General features: G+C 61.1%; 12 protein-coding genes. 4 read left to right on the top strand and 8 right to left on the bottom strand.

Annotated features, from left to right (window positions below):
- Positions 1-6 precede the first annotated feature (6 nt).
- The 3 genes from AC07VV_RS02095 to AC07VV_RS02085 all read left to right on the top strand — a co-directional run bounded on the left by AC07VV_RS02095 (position 7) and on the right by AC07VV_RS02085 (position 1,829).
- Entirely contained in the window at positions 7-918 is a 912-nt protein-coding gene (locus AC07VV_RS02095; RefSeq protein ID WP_495035065.1) for a cupin domain-containing protein, read from the top strand.
- 105 nt (positions 919-1,023) lie between these two features.
- Positions 1,024-1,185, top strand: coding sequence for a hypothetical protein (locus AC07VV_RS02090; RefSeq protein ID WP_170929559.1), 162 nt, complete (start codon positions 1,024-1,026; stop codon positions 1,183-1,185).
- A gap of 53 nt (positions 1,186-1,238) precedes the next feature.
- Positions 1,239-1,829: a helix-turn-helix domain-containing protein gene (locus AC07VV_RS02085; RefSeq protein ID WP_495035919.1), complete on the top strand. Its 591-nt coding sequence runs from the start codon at positions 1,239-1,241 to the stop codon at positions 1,827-1,829.
- 81 nt (positions 1,830-1,910) lie between these two features.
- Here AC07VV_RS02085 and AC07VV_RS02080 read toward each other — a convergent pair whose 3' ends face one another.
- Positions 1,911-2,420, bottom strand: coding sequence for a hypothetical protein (locus AC07VV_RS02080; RefSeq protein WP_495035064.1), 510 nt, complete (start codon positions 2,418-2,420; stop codon positions 1,911-1,913).
- 391 nt (positions 2,421-2,811) lie between these two features.
- On the opposite strand from AC07VV_RS02080, the gene AC07VV_RS02075 reads away from it, so the two are divergent.
- Positions 2,812-3,273 (top strand): DUF3574 domain-containing protein, encoded by a 462-nt coding sequence (locus AC07VV_RS02075; protein ID WP_495035063.1) that lies wholly within the window; start codon positions 2,812-2,814, stop codon positions 3,271-3,273.
- Here the strand turns inward: AC07VV_RS02075 and AC07VV_RS02070 are convergent.
- The 7 genes from AC07VV_RS02070 to AC07VV_RS02040 form a co-directional block, all read right to left on the bottom strand.
- The gene (locus AC07VV_RS02070; protein WP_495035062.1) at positions 3,270-4,634 is read right to left on the bottom strand and encodes an APC family permease; all 1,365 of its coding nucleotides are present in this window, start codon (positions 4,632-4,634) and stop codon (positions 3,270-3,272) included. The genes AC07VV_RS02075 and AC07VV_RS02070 overlap by 4 nt on opposite strands.
- Before the next feature lie 41 nt (positions 4,635-4,675).
- Positions 4,676-7,063, bottom strand: a complete 2,388-nt coding sequence (locus AC07VV_RS02065) for a TonB-dependent receptor plug domain-containing protein (RefSeq protein ID WP_495035061.1) — start codon at positions 7,061-7,063, stop codon at positions 4,676-4,678.
- A gap of 386 nt (positions 7,064-7,449) precedes the next feature.
- Positions 7,450-8,115 (bottom strand): sulfite oxidase-like oxidoreductase, encoded by a 666-nt coding sequence (locus AC07VV_RS02060; protein WP_495035060.1) that lies wholly within the window; start codon positions 8,113-8,115, stop codon positions 7,450-7,452.
- Positions 8,116-8,124: 9 nt separating this feature from the next.
- Positions 8,125-9,180 (bottom strand): substrate-binding domain-containing protein, encoded by a 1,056-nt coding sequence (locus AC07VV_RS02055; RefSeq protein ID WP_495035059.1) that lies wholly within the window; start codon positions 9,178-9,180, stop codon positions 8,125-8,127.
- A 31-nt stretch (positions 9,181-9,211) separates the two neighbouring features.
- Complete coding sequence (locus AC07VV_RS02050; RefSeq protein ID WP_495035058.1) at positions 9,212-10,237, bottom strand: ABC transporter permease; 1,026 nt, start codon at positions 10,235-10,237, stop codon at positions 9,212-9,214.
- A complete protein-coding gene (locus AC07VV_RS02045; RefSeq protein ID WP_495035057.1) occupies positions 10,230-11,786 on the bottom strand; it encodes a sugar ABC transporter ATP-binding protein in 1,557 nt (518 codons plus the stop codon). The genes AC07VV_RS02050 and AC07VV_RS02045 overlap by 8 nt, the downstream gene beginning before the upstream one ends.
- Before the next feature lie 243 nt (positions 11,787-12,029).
- Positions 12,030-13,598, bottom strand: a complete 1,569-nt coding sequence (locus tag AC07VV_RS02040; protein WP_495035056.1) for a winged helix-turn-helix domain-containing tetratricopeptide repeat protein — start codon at positions 13,596-13,598, stop codon at positions 12,030-12,032.
- Between the last annotated feature and the right edge of the window lie 178 nt (positions 13,599-13,776).

Raw genomic sequence — 13,776 nt, 5'->3', positions numbered from 1 at the left:
CATTAGATGATTTCGTCCAGCCCACTGGTTGATTGGTTATTAGAGAGTCTCGAACTGGACGCCAGTCTGTTCCATGTCGGCCGCTATTGCGGCGGCTGGCACGCCAGCACGCATGGCCTGGCGCGGGCCAGTTTTCACCTCGTCGTTCAGGGCCATTGCTGGCTGCACATCGAGGGCGAGACTCAGGCCTTACGCCTGAATGCCGGCGATGCGGTGTTCCTGCTGCGCGACCTCAACTATCGGCTGTCCAGCGCTGAAGACTCAGGCATCGCGCAGACCTTGCCGCGCATGACCATGACGGCTCTGGACAGCCAGGCAGAGGATGGCGTCGGGCTGGTCTGCGGGTTCTTCCACTTCAAGTCAGGGTTGTCGTCGCTGATCATCGAAGGCTTGCCGCACTGGATCGTCCTGCGAGCGGGGGATCCTTCCTCTAGTGCGGCGCGGGCCTTGTTCGAGTTGATCCTGGAAGAGTGCGAACGCCAGCCGACGCCCTCTTCGGCGCTGCTGGAGCGGCTGAGTCACCTGCTGTTTCTGTATGTGCTGCGCCAGCAGATGGCCGGCAACCCGTCACTCGGCGGACTGGTAGCGCTGGCGCGCAATCCGCAATTCGCGCCGCTGCTGGACCGACTGATCGAGCAACCGCAACTGCCGTGGTCGCTGGAAAGCATGGCGGCCTGCATCGGACTCTCGCGCTCGGCGTTCTTCAAGCGCTTCAACGAACTCGCAGGGCAGTCGCCAGGGCAGGTACTGCTGGCGCTGCGTATCCGCCATGCCTGCCAGTTGCTGAAGAACAATCACACGGTCGAGCAGGTTTGCGCTGCAGTGGGCTATCAGTCGATTGCCGCGTTCACACGGGCGTTTGCCAAGTCGGTAGGGGTGCAACCTGGGGCTTATCGCAAGCAGCAGGAGGGGCGCTGAATAAATAACCTAAAAGAATTAATAAATACAAAATCAGTATTTATCGTTATAAAAATATCGGCGTACTCTCAGCTCATCCCGTCATTGATCACAGTGAAGTGCGCCATGAATCCAACCGACAACCTGATCGACTTCGCCGCCTACCGCAAACGCCGTCAAGCCCAGCAACGGGCTCGGGCCATGTGGGAAATGTATGCGCGCAACGCCGGCTACCAGGCTTTTCAGTGGGTGCAGGCCGCTCGTTCCGACGAGCCGCGTCAAGCGTGAACGCACGTGAACCCTCGCGCTTTCTGGCGAGCGCAGGCGAACCCGTGCTGGACCTGAACAACCTCGAATCACTGGAAGAAGACCCGATCTGCGAGCGCGTCGCGCAGAACCTGCAACGCCTGCGTGGCAAGCGGCATCTGTCGCTGGATGCCCTCGCCCGCCAGTGCGGCGTGAGCCGGGCGATGCTGGCGCAGATCGAGTCCGGCCGCAGCGTGCCGTCGATCAAGGTGCTGTGCAAAATTGCCAAGGGTTTGAAAGTGTCGGTGGCGGCGTTTCTGGAACACCGTGCGTTCGAAGGTGTGGCCGTGTTGTCGGCAAGCCAGAGCAAGCGGTTGGTGAGTGCCAGCGGTGCCTTTGTCAGTCGGGCGCTGTTTCCATTCGACGTGGCGCGCCAATCTGAATTCTACGAATTGCGTCTGAGCCCCTTGGGCGAGGATCACTCCGAGGGCCACGGCCCCGGCGTGCAGGAAAATCTGGTGGTGTCCCAGGGCGTGCTGGAGATCAGCGTCAACGACGAGCGGTATCTGCTGTCGACCGGCGACTCGATCCTGTTCTACGCCGACCAGCCCCACCGTTATCGCAATCCGGCCGACAGTGAGGCGATAGCCTATCTGGTTGTCACCTACCCCGAACGCCTGGACTGAATACCGCCTTCACCGAATTCCAGAAACGCAAAAGCCCCCGCAATATCAAGTTGCGGGGGCTTTTTCATGCGCTGCCGGAAATCAGCAGGTGCAGCACATCATCGGCATGCCGTTGCAGCTCATCATCATCGGCATGCTGCAGTCGTTCATCATCTTCATCATCAGGGCGCAGCAGTTTTTCATCATGTCCATGTTCATGCCCGGCATCGGCATGATTTTGCACATCATGCAGTCAGCCATCATGGTGCATTCCATCACGCACTTCATCGATGGCATCGGCATGCCCATCATCGGCATCGGCATCATCATGTTCATCATCGGCATGGCCATGGCCGCCGGGGACATGCACATCATGCTCATGTTGCCGCAATGCATCATCATCGGCATGCCGCAGTCCATCATCATCTGCATCATTTCGCAGCTGTTCTTGAACATCGCCATGTCCATGCCAGCGGCCGGCATCATCTTGCACATCATGCCGTCGTCCATCATTTCGCAGGACATGGTTGCCATCATCATCGGCATGCCGGTCATCGGCATCATTGGCATGTTGGCGTTCATCGGCATTTGCATCTGCATGGCGTTCATCATGGTGAAGCTCCCTGAGGATTTAAGAACTGGATGAGAAGTTGATGGGGCTGATTCTAAGGATTGGTCAAAGCGGAACAAGCTGCCCATCGAACAGCAATAACGGCTGTTCAAACCGTTCAAGTGCAGCATTCCGTGCGCCTTTAACTGTTGCAGCAGCAGAGTAGACGCAATCACAGATCCATCAAATGCAAGAACAGGTTTTTGAACGCCTTGGATATGCGATCCAATACCAAGCAAATAACTTAAAGAAATAATCGTTCTAACCAGCGCGAATTATTTTCACGCCATCTGCTTATTCCATTAGTTAACGGCTGATCCACTTTTTAATCTTTTATTGCTATTACCACCTCCTCCTATAATTCGGGACAGTTCTTAACAATAAGGAAGTTCCATGCCGCAACGTTTCCTACTGGCAGCACTGTTCCTGGCGGTCGCCGGTTGTGCCAGCCCTCCTCCTGTTTCCGTACATACCAAAGACCCCTCCAGCTCAACCCTGCAAGGCGATGCCACGCGCCCGGCACAGGCGCAGTGGGTCCGCACCGAGTTGTACTTCTCGGTGGGGCCGATTGAAGGCAAGGAAGGCGTGGTGAGCCCGGCGCGCTGGCGCGAGTTTCTCGACCAGGAAGTGACGACGCGTTTCCCGGACGGTTTCAGCGTGTTCGATGCTTATGGGCAGTGGAAGGACCACGATGCGAAAACGCCGGAGCGGCTGGCGACCAAGGTGATTGTGATCCTGCACGAAAGCGGGCCGAAGCGTGAGAGCGACATTGAGGCGATTCGTCTGGCTTATAAGCGGATTACAGGCGATCTGTCGGTGCTGCGTTTATCACAACCGGCGCAGGTATCGTTCTAATCGCTGGTGCGCTGCAGAGCTTGCCGAGGTGTCGACACCAGGCGGCTCAACACCGCCAGCAACAGCGCGCCCACCAGCAACACCCCAATCCCCAGAAACGCCCCCAGCCCCACCACCGTCACGCTGGAATACAGCATGTACACGCACAACCCGAAAAACAGCAGCGGCAAAACCGGATAAAGCGGCACCCTCACCGGCCGCGTCACCTCGGGAAACCGCCGCCGCAGAATGATCAATGCCAGGCTGCTCAGACTCAGAAACAACCAATACACCGGAGTCAGGTACTCAACCATGGTGTTGAAACCGCTCTGAGTAAAACTGCCAAACAACACCAGCAACAATGCCACCGCGCCCTCGGCCAGCAAGGCCTTGCGCGGCACGCCATCGCGTTCGTCCCATTCACCGAAGCGACGCAATTGCGGCACGTCACGGGCGGCGGCGTAGGTCGTGCGGGCACCAACCAACAGCGTTGAATTGATGGTGGCGATGGCCGCGATACCGACCATCAACAGAATCAGCATCACCCCCGGCGCACCGAACGCGCGGTTCAACAACTCCACCGCCGGCGCGTTGCTCGCCGCCAGGCCTTCGAACCCCAGGCCTTGGACGAACGCCCAGTTCAGCGCCAGGTAGATCGCCATCAACACCGTCAGTGCGCCGAGCATGGCGATGAAGATTCCGCGCCGGCCATCGCGCACTTCGGCGGACAGCGTCGCCGCATCACTCCAGCCACCGAAAGCCAGAAACACGAAGATCATCGCAGCGGAAAACCCCGCAGCGCCGGTGTGCTCGGGCGTGACCGGCGCACTCGGCGCAAGCGGTTCGACGCCCTGCCACACCAGCCACACGCCGGCGCTGGCAATGCTCAGAAAGCCTACGGCAAGCAGCCCGACCAGCACGGTCTGGGTGATGAAACCGATGTGCTTGCCCGTCAGATTCAGCAGCACCAGTGCGGCAATGATCGCGCCGGCAAACAGTCCCGATCCGTACTGTCCCAGCGGAAAAACCGCGTTGAAATAGTCGGCAAACATGAACGCCGACAACGCGATCCACCCGGTGTGCATCACCGAGAAGCGCGACCAGGCGAACAGGAAACCCATGCGCTCGCCATACGCGGTGCGCAGGAAATGATAGTCACCGCCCGGATGCGGAAACGCGGTGGCCATCTCAGCGAAGCACAAGGCCCCGGCCATCGACGCCAATCCGCCGAGGACCCAGACCCAATAGAAGTGTTCCGGCCCGACGTTCAAGGCAACGGTCGGCGCGGTTTTGAGGATGTCGGTGGTGATGACCATGCCCAGCGTGATCAGCAATGCCTGGAATACCGGCAGATGCCGCTTGGGGCCATTGGTTTGCGTCATGAAGGTTCCCGCTGATGATCCGCCATCCTTGGCGGCAGGACTCAGAAGCCGTAGGTGGCGGTGGCGTAGTAGTAAGCACCGTTGGTGCCGATCGGCGAGAGCACGTCGTACGGCAGGTTGCCGCCGTAGTTGATGGCCGAGCCGGAGCGTTCCGGATAGTTGTCGGTCAGGTTGTTGCCGCCCAGGGCGATGCTGAATTTCGGGGTGAATTTGTAGGTCACCTCGGCGTCCAGTTGCCACACCGCGCCGTAGGTTTGCTCAGGCTGAGAGTCACCGAAATCGAACACCCGGGTGGTCTCGCCCTGACGAGTCAGACGGCCGAGCAAACCCCAATGTTCGCTGGCCCAGTTGGCAGAAAACACGAAGCGATCCTTCGGCGCCGCATCGGTGAGGGTGTTGGTTTCCTCGACGCCGACCAGTGCATCGTTGCCGATTCCCAACGCGGTCAGCTGCGACGGCGTGCCCTTGGTGCTGGTGACTTTGGTGTGGTTGTAGGTGTACGCGGTGGTCAGGCCCAGTTGCCCTTCGTAGAACGGCTGGTGATAGTTGAGCACCAGTTCGGCACCGTGGGTGCTGGTGTCGGCGGCGTTGGTGAAGAAGTTGACATCGTGCACGCCCGCCACACCGAAGTTGTCATTGATGTAGCTTTCCAGCGCGTCGCTGCCGATGCGTTGCGACAGCGTGATGCGGTCCTTGACGTCGATGCGGAACACGTCGAGCGACGCGTCGAAACGTTCGTTCAACTGGAACGTCAGGCCGAGGCTGTAGTTCTTCGAAGTTTCCGGATCGAGCTTCTGCGCACCGAGGGCACGGGCGATCGGGTCGTTGACCGAGAGCACGCGAATGTCGGTGAGCGTGCCGCCGTCACCGAAGTTGCTGGTGGTGCTCTGGAAGCCACTTTGCGCCAGCGATGGCGCACGGAAGTTGTTCGATATCGCACCGCGCAACGCCCACTGCTCGGTCAACTTGTAGCGACCACTGAGCTTGCCGGTGAGTTTGCTGCCGGCGTCGTCGTAATGCTCCCAACGCGTGGCGGCATCGACGAAGAAACGGTCGGTGAGATCACCGGACAATTCGGCGTAAGTGCCGAACACGTTGCGATCCAGATCCGACTCTTCACTCGGGCGCAAACCGTTGGCGCCGTCCGCGCCGGAGCCGATGTAAGAGGCCTCGTCACCAGCGTAAGTCAGGTAGTTTTCGTAGCGGTATTCACTGCCGAGCGCAAGGACGAAGGAGCGTCCGCCCAGGCGCAGTTCGCGGCTGAAATCGAGGTTGGCGGTGGTCTGGCGCAACTCGTAGTCGCCGGTGTCGAATCGGGTCGGCGAGTCCTCGCCGAGGCTGACGTTGAGGGTGCGCCGGGTAGCCCCGTCGAAGCGGTTGCGACCGTGGGTGACGCTGCTGTCGAAGTCCCAGTCGTCGCCGATCAGCCCTTTGAAACCAGCGGTGGCGGAGATGTCCTTGTTGTCGCCGATCGACTGCGGCAAATAACCGTTGGGGTAGAACTGCGGCTGCTCGGATGGATAGCGATAAAACTCGGCGCCCGTAGTGTGCCGCTGGTTGTAGGTGCCGAACGAATAGGCCTTGCCGCCGGCCAGCGGCAGTTCGCTGTTGAACCAGAGGTTGACGTCCCGCGCGATGCCGTCGCCCATCACATAGTTGCGCTGGTTCGGCGTGTCGGCAAAACCGTCGTAGCCGGCGCGGTTGGTCGGGTTGCGATTCTTGTACTCGGTGCCGCCGCGAATGAAACCGCCCTCTTCGCCCAGCCGCGTGCCGATCTTGGCAGTGGTGACGCTGTTCTGGCCGTCGGTGGTGGTTTTGCCGATGGCGTCCTGATGGGTGTGATAGGCGCCGTAGCTGGTGGACACTTCACCGCCCTCGGGGGCGTCGTCGAGGATGATGTTGATCACCCCGGCAATCGCGTCGGAGCCGTATTGCGCACCCGCGCCGTCGCGCAGCACTTCGATGCGTTTGATGGCGCTGATCGGGATCGAGTTGAAATCCACCGGCGCCGTGCCGCGACCGATTTTCGACGAGTCATTGACCACCGCCGAGGTGTGCCGACGCTTGCCGTTGACCAGCACCAGCACCTGATCCGGGCTCATGCCGCGCAACTGTGCGGCGCGCACGTGGTCGGCGCCGCCGGAGTTGGACTGGCGCGGAAAACTGAACGACGGCAACAGCGTCTGCAACGCCTGACCGAGTTCGCCATCACTGGCGCCGGCGGTCTTCAGGTCTTCGGCAGTCAGCACGTCCACCGGTACTGGTGAATCCAGCACCGTACGTGCGGTGCCCCGGGTGCCGGTGACCAGCACGGTACCCAGCCGTGTGTCATCGTCGGCGCGCGCGGAAGTCTCTTCGGCTTGCGCAGGAAGTTGCCAGATTGCACTGACAACAGCGATGGCGAGTAATGAACGCGAACGGTGAATCATGCGACAGCTCCTTGAATCGCAGTTAATAACCGGCCGCTGCCGAACCATTGAGCGTCGGCAATCAGTGCACGGTAATTTCTGCTGTAGTTTTGATGTTCAGAAAGGCAGCGAAGTGTGTTGAACAACTATCGACTGTTAGAGCGCAAGAACCCCAAAGTTAGTAGAACCCCCTGTTTACCGATCCTAGACGAGCAGTCGTCTGCCGCAAAAGAACCAATAACGCTTAGGTTATGCCCGACGAACGGAGTGTTGCCTGAGCAGCACCAGTGTTTACGCAACAACACGAACACCCAACTAACGAACAACTAATCACGCACAGAAATGCACTCTAATCTGTTGCAGAGTACGTTATTAATCTGTGTTTCCCGGCGTGAAGTTAAATGCCCTCAGTCGAAATCTTTTTCCCGCCAGGCATCTTCAGCAATATCCAGCGCATCACCGCTGAAGCGCTGTTCAATGAACGGATCGGCGTGCAAATGAAAGCCGTTGCGCTCCCAGAAGCCCGGTTGTTCCTGATCGGTGAACTCGAGCCCGCGCAGCCATTTCGCGCTCTTCCAGAAGTACCGCCCCGCCACCACCAGACGCAGCGGCCAGCCATGTTGCGCAGTCAGCGGCTGACCGTCGTAATGAGTGGCCAGCAGACTGGCCGGGTGCAACAGATCATCGAGACGCAGGTTGGTCTGGTAATCGTGATCGGCGTGAGCCATGACGAAGGACGATGTCGGATGAATGTCCAGGGCCTGCAACAGATCTTGCAGGTGCACCCCGCTCCAGCGGGTGTCGAACTTCGACCAGCGTGTTACGCAATGAATGTCGCATTGCAACTGGCGTTGCGGCAGCGCTTGCAGATCGGCGTAAGTCAGCTCGACCGGGTTAGCCAAGGTGCCGAACAGGCGCAGTGACCACGTCGCCAGGTCATACGCCGGCACCTCGCCTTCGTGCAGGATCGGGAAACGCTCCGTCAGCACCTGCCCCGGTGGCAGCCGTTCGCCCGGCGCCACATCGGCTTGCGGCGAACGGCTTTTGCGCAGGCGCGCAGCCTTGTCGTGCATGTCGGTTCCTCAGTTCGCCACGGGAATCCACGGCGCCCGCGCCACATTGGCGGTGTCACCGAAGGACGGCAGTTTCTGCCCCAGGTCCCGCACGTTTTTCACGTCCAGATCCAGCAGTTGCTGGCGGGTGATCAGGGTCGGAGGAACCAGCACCTTGTGCCCCGGATTTTCCCCGGCAATCAGCAGCGCCAGACTGCGCACGCTGATCGCGCCGGCCACTTGCGGATTGACCGCTGCCGTCGCGGCCCAGGCACTGCCCGGCTCTTTCATGATCTGGATGTCGGCGGTGGAAATATCGGCGCTGTAGATCTTCACCTTGCTGCTCAGACCCGCCTCGTCCACGGCGATTTTCGCGCCTTTGGCGAACTCGTCGAACGGCGCGAAGATCACGCTGATTCCCGGATTGGCCCGCAGCACGGCGCTGGCCTGATCGGCCACCGAGTTGGCAATCGGCGGATTGAGCGTGCCAAATCGAGCCTTCTCGATGATCCCCGGATTGCTCGCCTTGACCTGGCTCCAGATCTCGTCGCGGCGTTCCATCGGTGTGAAACCGCTGATGTAGACGTACCCGGCGTCGAAACGGGTGCCGTTGTCCTTGACTGCCTGATCGAGTGCCAGACGCGCCAGCGCGTGGTGATCCTGCTCGACCTGAGTCACTTGCGGCGTGTTCAAATCGACGTCGAACGCGACCACCTTGATGCCTTTGGCAAGCGCCCGGTCGATCGGCCCCTTGAGGGTTTCGGCCAGACCCAGTTGCACGATGATCCCGTCGACGCCGAGGTCGGCGGCCTGATCGATCATTTCGCCCTGGCTCGCCGCCTGTTGCCGCGCGTCGAACACCCGCAGGTTGACGCCCAACGCTTCGGTCTGTTTCTCGACGCCGCGCAGGTAGGCTTCAGGGAAATCTCCGGAGAACAGATAACCCACCAGCGCGATCTGTACCTGACCTTTGTCGAACGGTGCCGGCGCCCCCGGCAAGGCCTTGGCCTGGGCATTGAGCGCCAGCGCCGAGAGCAAGGCGCCAGTGAGGCAATGGCGTGCGAACTGCTTGATTGAACCGTGCATGGATCTTTCCTTGAAGCATCAATGAACCGGCTCAGCGCGCCCGATGCGCGAGGCCGAAGGTGAACATCAGGGCCAGCACCAGCACCAGTCCCTTGACGAAATCCTGCGCGTAATACGGCGCGTTGAGCATGGTCAGGCCGTTGAGCAACGAAGCCACCAGCAGCGCACCGACCAGCGTGCCGAACGCGTTGGGCTTCTTCGCGCCGAGCACAGCAAAACCGATCAGTGCGGCGCCGAGTGCATCCAGCACCAGACCGTTGCCGGAGCTGACATCGCCGCGCCCCAACCGCGCCGCCAACAACAATCCGCCGAGCGATGCCAGCAGCGCCGAGAGCACGTAAGCGAGCAACTTGAAGCGCTGCACCGGCGCACCGGCCAGACGCGCCGCCTGCTCGTTGCCGCCAATCGCATAGAACAATCGACCGATGCGTGTACGCTCGAGAAACAGCCACACCGCCACCGCGACAACCGCCGTGATCAACACCGGAATCGGCACGACGTCCCACAGCCGCCCGCGCCCAAGCGCAAGAAACAGCGCACTGAACGCGCCTTCGGCTTCATCGCCATTGGGCAGGGTCATGCCCACCGCAATCGAACGCCCGCCCGTGGGAATCAGTTGCACGCCGATCACCAGGAACATGCTGCCGAGCGTCGCGAGAATGTCCGGCACGCGCATCTTCACGATCAGCCAGCCGTTGAGCAGCCCGACCAGCGCGCCACCGGCCAGACTGATCAGCACCGCCGGCACCGCGCCCCAACCGAGCACCACCATCACGTAACTGGCGATCATCAGACTCATGGCGGCCACCGCACCAATGGACAAGTCCAGTCCGCCGACGGCCATGGTCAGGGTCACGCCGAGCGCCAGCAGCGCAACAATCGACACCGACTGCAAGATGCTGAACAGGTTACCGACCCGCAGAAACGCCGGTTCCGCGACACTGAAAAACACCACGATCAACCCCAGCACCCACAGCAGGCCGTAGCGGATCAGCGCTTGCACGAAGCGCTCGGACGGCGCCGGGGCGGATGACAACAGGGAACTCGAATCAGGCACTCGCTCTACTCCTTGGCGCGGCTTGAACAAAAGAATTCTGCGGATCAGTACCGGCCAGCGCGGCGACCAGGGTGGCGCGGCTCAGTCCGACACGCGAGTACTCGGCCACCACGGCGTGATCGCGTACCAGCAGGATCCGGTCAGCGATTTCCAGGGCTTCATCGACATCCGCACAGATCACCAGCGTGGCGCGGCCAGCGGCGCTATCGCGCAGCAGCTGACCGATCTCGCGTCGGGCGCGTACGTCGACACCTTGGAACGGCTCATCGAGGATCAACACCCTGCCCTCGCCGAGCAGCCAGCGGCCGAGCACGACTTTCTGTTGATTGCCGCCGGACAACGCACTCATCGGTACATCGATGCCGGCGGTCTTGATCCCCAGTGCCGCGACTTGCGCTTCCACCGCTGCCGCTTCGGCGCGGTTGCGGATGAAACCGCCACGGGTGAAGCGTTCGAGGAACGGCAGGGTCAGGGTTCGGCGCAATGAAAAGTCCGGCACCAACGATTGGCTCGCGCGATCCTCGGCGGCGAAGAACACGCCGCTCTGGATCGCCTCACGGGGCGAGTCCGGTTGCCAGTCGGTGCCGTCCAGTTGCAGAGAGCCGGACACCGGTTTGCGCAGCCCGAACAGCACTTCGGCGATTTCGCTTTTGCCGGCGCCGAGCAAGCCGGTCAGCACCACCACTTCGTTTTCGTGCAGGGTCAGATCGAAAGCCTGGGTGCGCGGCAGGATCTTCACGTCGAGCAGTTTCAGCACTTCGTGCCCCGTCGCTCGCGGTGTGTAGACGTGAGCCTCTAGCGCCTGACCAAGCATAGCTTCCAATGCCTCGGGCAATTGCCGGGCACTGAACTCACCCGCCAGTTGCCCGTCACGCAACACCACGGCGCGGTCGGCCACCCGTTGCAGATCGGACAACCGATGGGAGATGTACAGAATCGCCACGCCACGGTTGCGCAAGGTGTCGATCAGCCCGAACAGGCGCTGCGCTTCGGCATCCGACAGGGCCGCCGTGGGCTCGTCGAGAATCAGCAGTCGCGGTTGCAGGGCGAAGGCGCGGGCCAGCACCACCAGTTGCCGCTCGGCCTGGCCGAGGTGTTCGATCGGTTGCTCCAGCGGCAGCACAAGACCGAGCCCGGCAGCGATACTCGCGGCGCGCTCCAGCAAGCGTTTGCGATTGAGCCAGAAGTCCGCATCGGGGCGGCACAGTTCATCGAGCAGCAGGTTTTCCGCCACGCTCAACCCGGGCGCGATGCCCTCGTTGATCTGCTGATGGACCGCGACGATGCCGAAGCGGCGCGCCGACAACGGCGAACTGAAATGCCGGGGCTGACCATCGATCCAGATCTCGCCGCCATCGTGGGTCTGGCTGCCGGCGAGGATCTTCACCAGCGTCGACTTGCCCGCGCCGTTGGCGCCCAGCAGCGCAACCACTTCGGCGGGAAATATCTCCAGGCTGACCCGGTCCAGCGCGCGATTCGAGCCGAAGGTCTTGCTCAGTTCACGTACACGAATCAGCGGCTCGGAGGCCACGGCGACAGGCGCACTCATACAAATCCTTAAAGTCGATGGGCCAGTGTGTGGCGCCCATCAGCAAGAAAATTCTGCAGAGCCTTTGATCGATTCAGCGCGTGCCGTCATGGCAATCGAGGGTTCTATTATTTGAAAGTCTGATTGGTGAGTCAGTAAAAGCTAAACGATCTTAAAAACAACAAACAAATACCGTTTTGGCATTAGCTTAGGCCCGGTACCGCCGTGCATGTCCGCGAGATCGGAGCAGGTGCACTCAAGCAATCACTCCGGCAACCCCGCCAGTCGAAGCCCTTCAATGAACCGGGCAAAATCCTCGGGACGCTGAATCGGCAGCCAGTCCTTGAGGTGGCCAAGGCGCAACGCCGGGTTCAGCGTCTGCAAGCGCTGCATCGCCCAGCGCGCTTTATCCGGGCGCCCGCCCAGCGCATGACTGGCCGCTACCAGCGCCGCAGCTACCAGCAGCGTGGGCAGGTTGCCCAAGGCTTTTTCGGCAAAATCTGCCGAGGCCTCGAAGTCCCCGGCGAAGTAATGCGCCAGAGCCATGCCGACGTGCATTCGGAACATTTCCGGGTCCAACGGACTCAAGCGCGCGGCATGGTTCAAATCCTTGATGGCAGGCGCGGTTTCACCGCGAAGCGCACGCAGGATCCCGCCGAGAAACCAGGCAGGCGCGAGATTGGGATTGAGCAGGCGCGCGCGGTCGAGCAAAGCGATGCCGGCGTCCACATCACCGGCCAGGTGCGCAAGCGCATGTCCGCCACGCGTCAACGCCACGGCATCATCGCGCCCCAGCGTGACCGCCAGACGCGCCAGTCGAATGCCTTCGGCGATCTCGGCCGGCCGATCCGTCATCCAGCCATTGAGCTTGCGCCAGAAGTGACACCAGGCGGCCATGCCATAGGCGGATGCGAATTCCGGATCGAGTTCGAGGGTCTTGTAGAACATCGGCAGCGCTTGCTCGATGGCCTCTTGAGTGCCGCTGTGCAGCTTTGCCATGGCGCGCAAGTAGTAATCGTAGGCGTCCAGGCTTTCCGTCGGTTTGCGTTTGGCGCGCTCGATCTCCGCGCGCTCCAGTTGTGGCGCGATGGCCCCGACGACACTTTCGGTGATTTGATCCTGCAGCTTGAAGATGTCGTCGAGGGTGCCTTCGAACCGCTCGGCCCAGATGTGTGCCCCGCTCGTGGCGTCGATCAGTTGCCCGGTGATGCGCACCCGGTTTCCGCATTTGCGCACACTGCCTTCCAGCACATAGCGCACGCCCAGTTCCTGCCCGACCCCTTGGGCATCCACTGTCCGCCCCTTGAACGTGAAGCTCGAATTGCGCGCGATGACGAACAACCAGCGCAGACGCGACAACGCCGCGATGATGTCCTCCACGACGCCGTCGGCAAAGTAGTCCTGTTCGGGATCGCCGCTCAGATTGTAGAAAGGCAGGACGGTGATCGAAGGTTTGTCCGGCAGCGCCAATACGCGGGGAGATGCAGTTGAGCCCTCGTCGGTGTCAGGCACCGGCTCAGTCATATCGGCACTGACCTGGCCAATGAAACGATAGCCCTTGCGGGCAACCGTGCGCAGCAGACGCTGTTCCTCGCCGGTATCACCGATAGCCTTGCGCACGGCGTTGATGTGGCTGGTGATCGTCGACTCGGAAACGATGCGCCCGCTCCAGACCGCGCCGAGCAATTCGTCCTTGCTCAGCACGCGGTCAGGGTTGTTGACGAACAGCAGCAACAGATCGAAGACCTGCGGGCCGACGGGCACGACCTGCCCGCGCAAGGTCAGCTCGCGACGTTCCTGATCCAGTACATAGTCTTCAAACGTGAATGGCACAGCGAACGTCCCTTGGCGACGCGCCTTCAACTCCGTGTCCCGGGCGGCAGATGGTGAGAAGTCGAGAACGATAATACGCCTGACTTGAACACGCCACTGCGTCCATTCCGGGGCGCTGGCTGGACAAAAATGCAAGGGTTCGACAAGGCAAACCCAAGGTCGCCACAAGGACTTCTCT

Source organism: Pseudomonas sp. GW821-FHT02C04 (assembly GCF_059421845.1).
This window is presented reverse-complemented; position numbering and strand designations above follow the sequence as displayed.

Coding starts and splice junctions, on each gene's coding strand:
- AC07VV_RS02090 (WP_170929559.1), top strand. CDS start 1,024: ATGAATCCAACCGACAACCTGATCGACTTCGCCGCCTACCGCAAACGC.
- AC07VV_RS02070 (WP_495035062.1), bottom strand. CDS start 4,634: ATGACGCAAACCAATGGCCCCAAGCGGCATCTGCCGGTATTCCAGGCA.
- AC07VV_RS02055 (WP_495035059.1), bottom strand. CDS start 9,180: ATGCACGGTTCAATCAAGCAGTTCGCACGCCATTGCCTCACTGGCGCC.
- AC07VV_RS02075 (WP_495035063.1), top strand. CDS start 2,812: ATGCCGCAACGTTTCCTACTGGCAGCACTGTTCCTGGCGGTCGCCGGT.
- AC07VV_RS02065 (WP_495035061.1), bottom strand. CDS start 7,063: ATGATTCACCGTTCGCGTTCATTACTCGCCATCGCTGTTGTCAGTGCA.
- AC07VV_RS02060 (WP_495035060.1), bottom strand. CDS start 8,115: ATGCACGACAAGGCTGCGCGCCTGCGCAAAAGCCGTTCGCCGCAAGCC.
- AC07VV_RS02080 (WP_495035064.1), bottom strand. CDS start 2,420: ATGATGAACGCCATGCAGATGCAAATGCCGATGAACGCCAACATGCCA.
- AC07VV_RS02045 (WP_495035057.1), bottom strand. CDS start 11,786: ATGAGTGCGCCTGTCGCCGTGGCCTCCGAGCCGCTGATTCGTGTACGT.
- AC07VV_RS02095 (WP_495035065.1), top strand. CDS start 7: ATGATTTCGTCCAGCCCACTGGTTGATTGGTTATTAGAGAGTCTCGAA.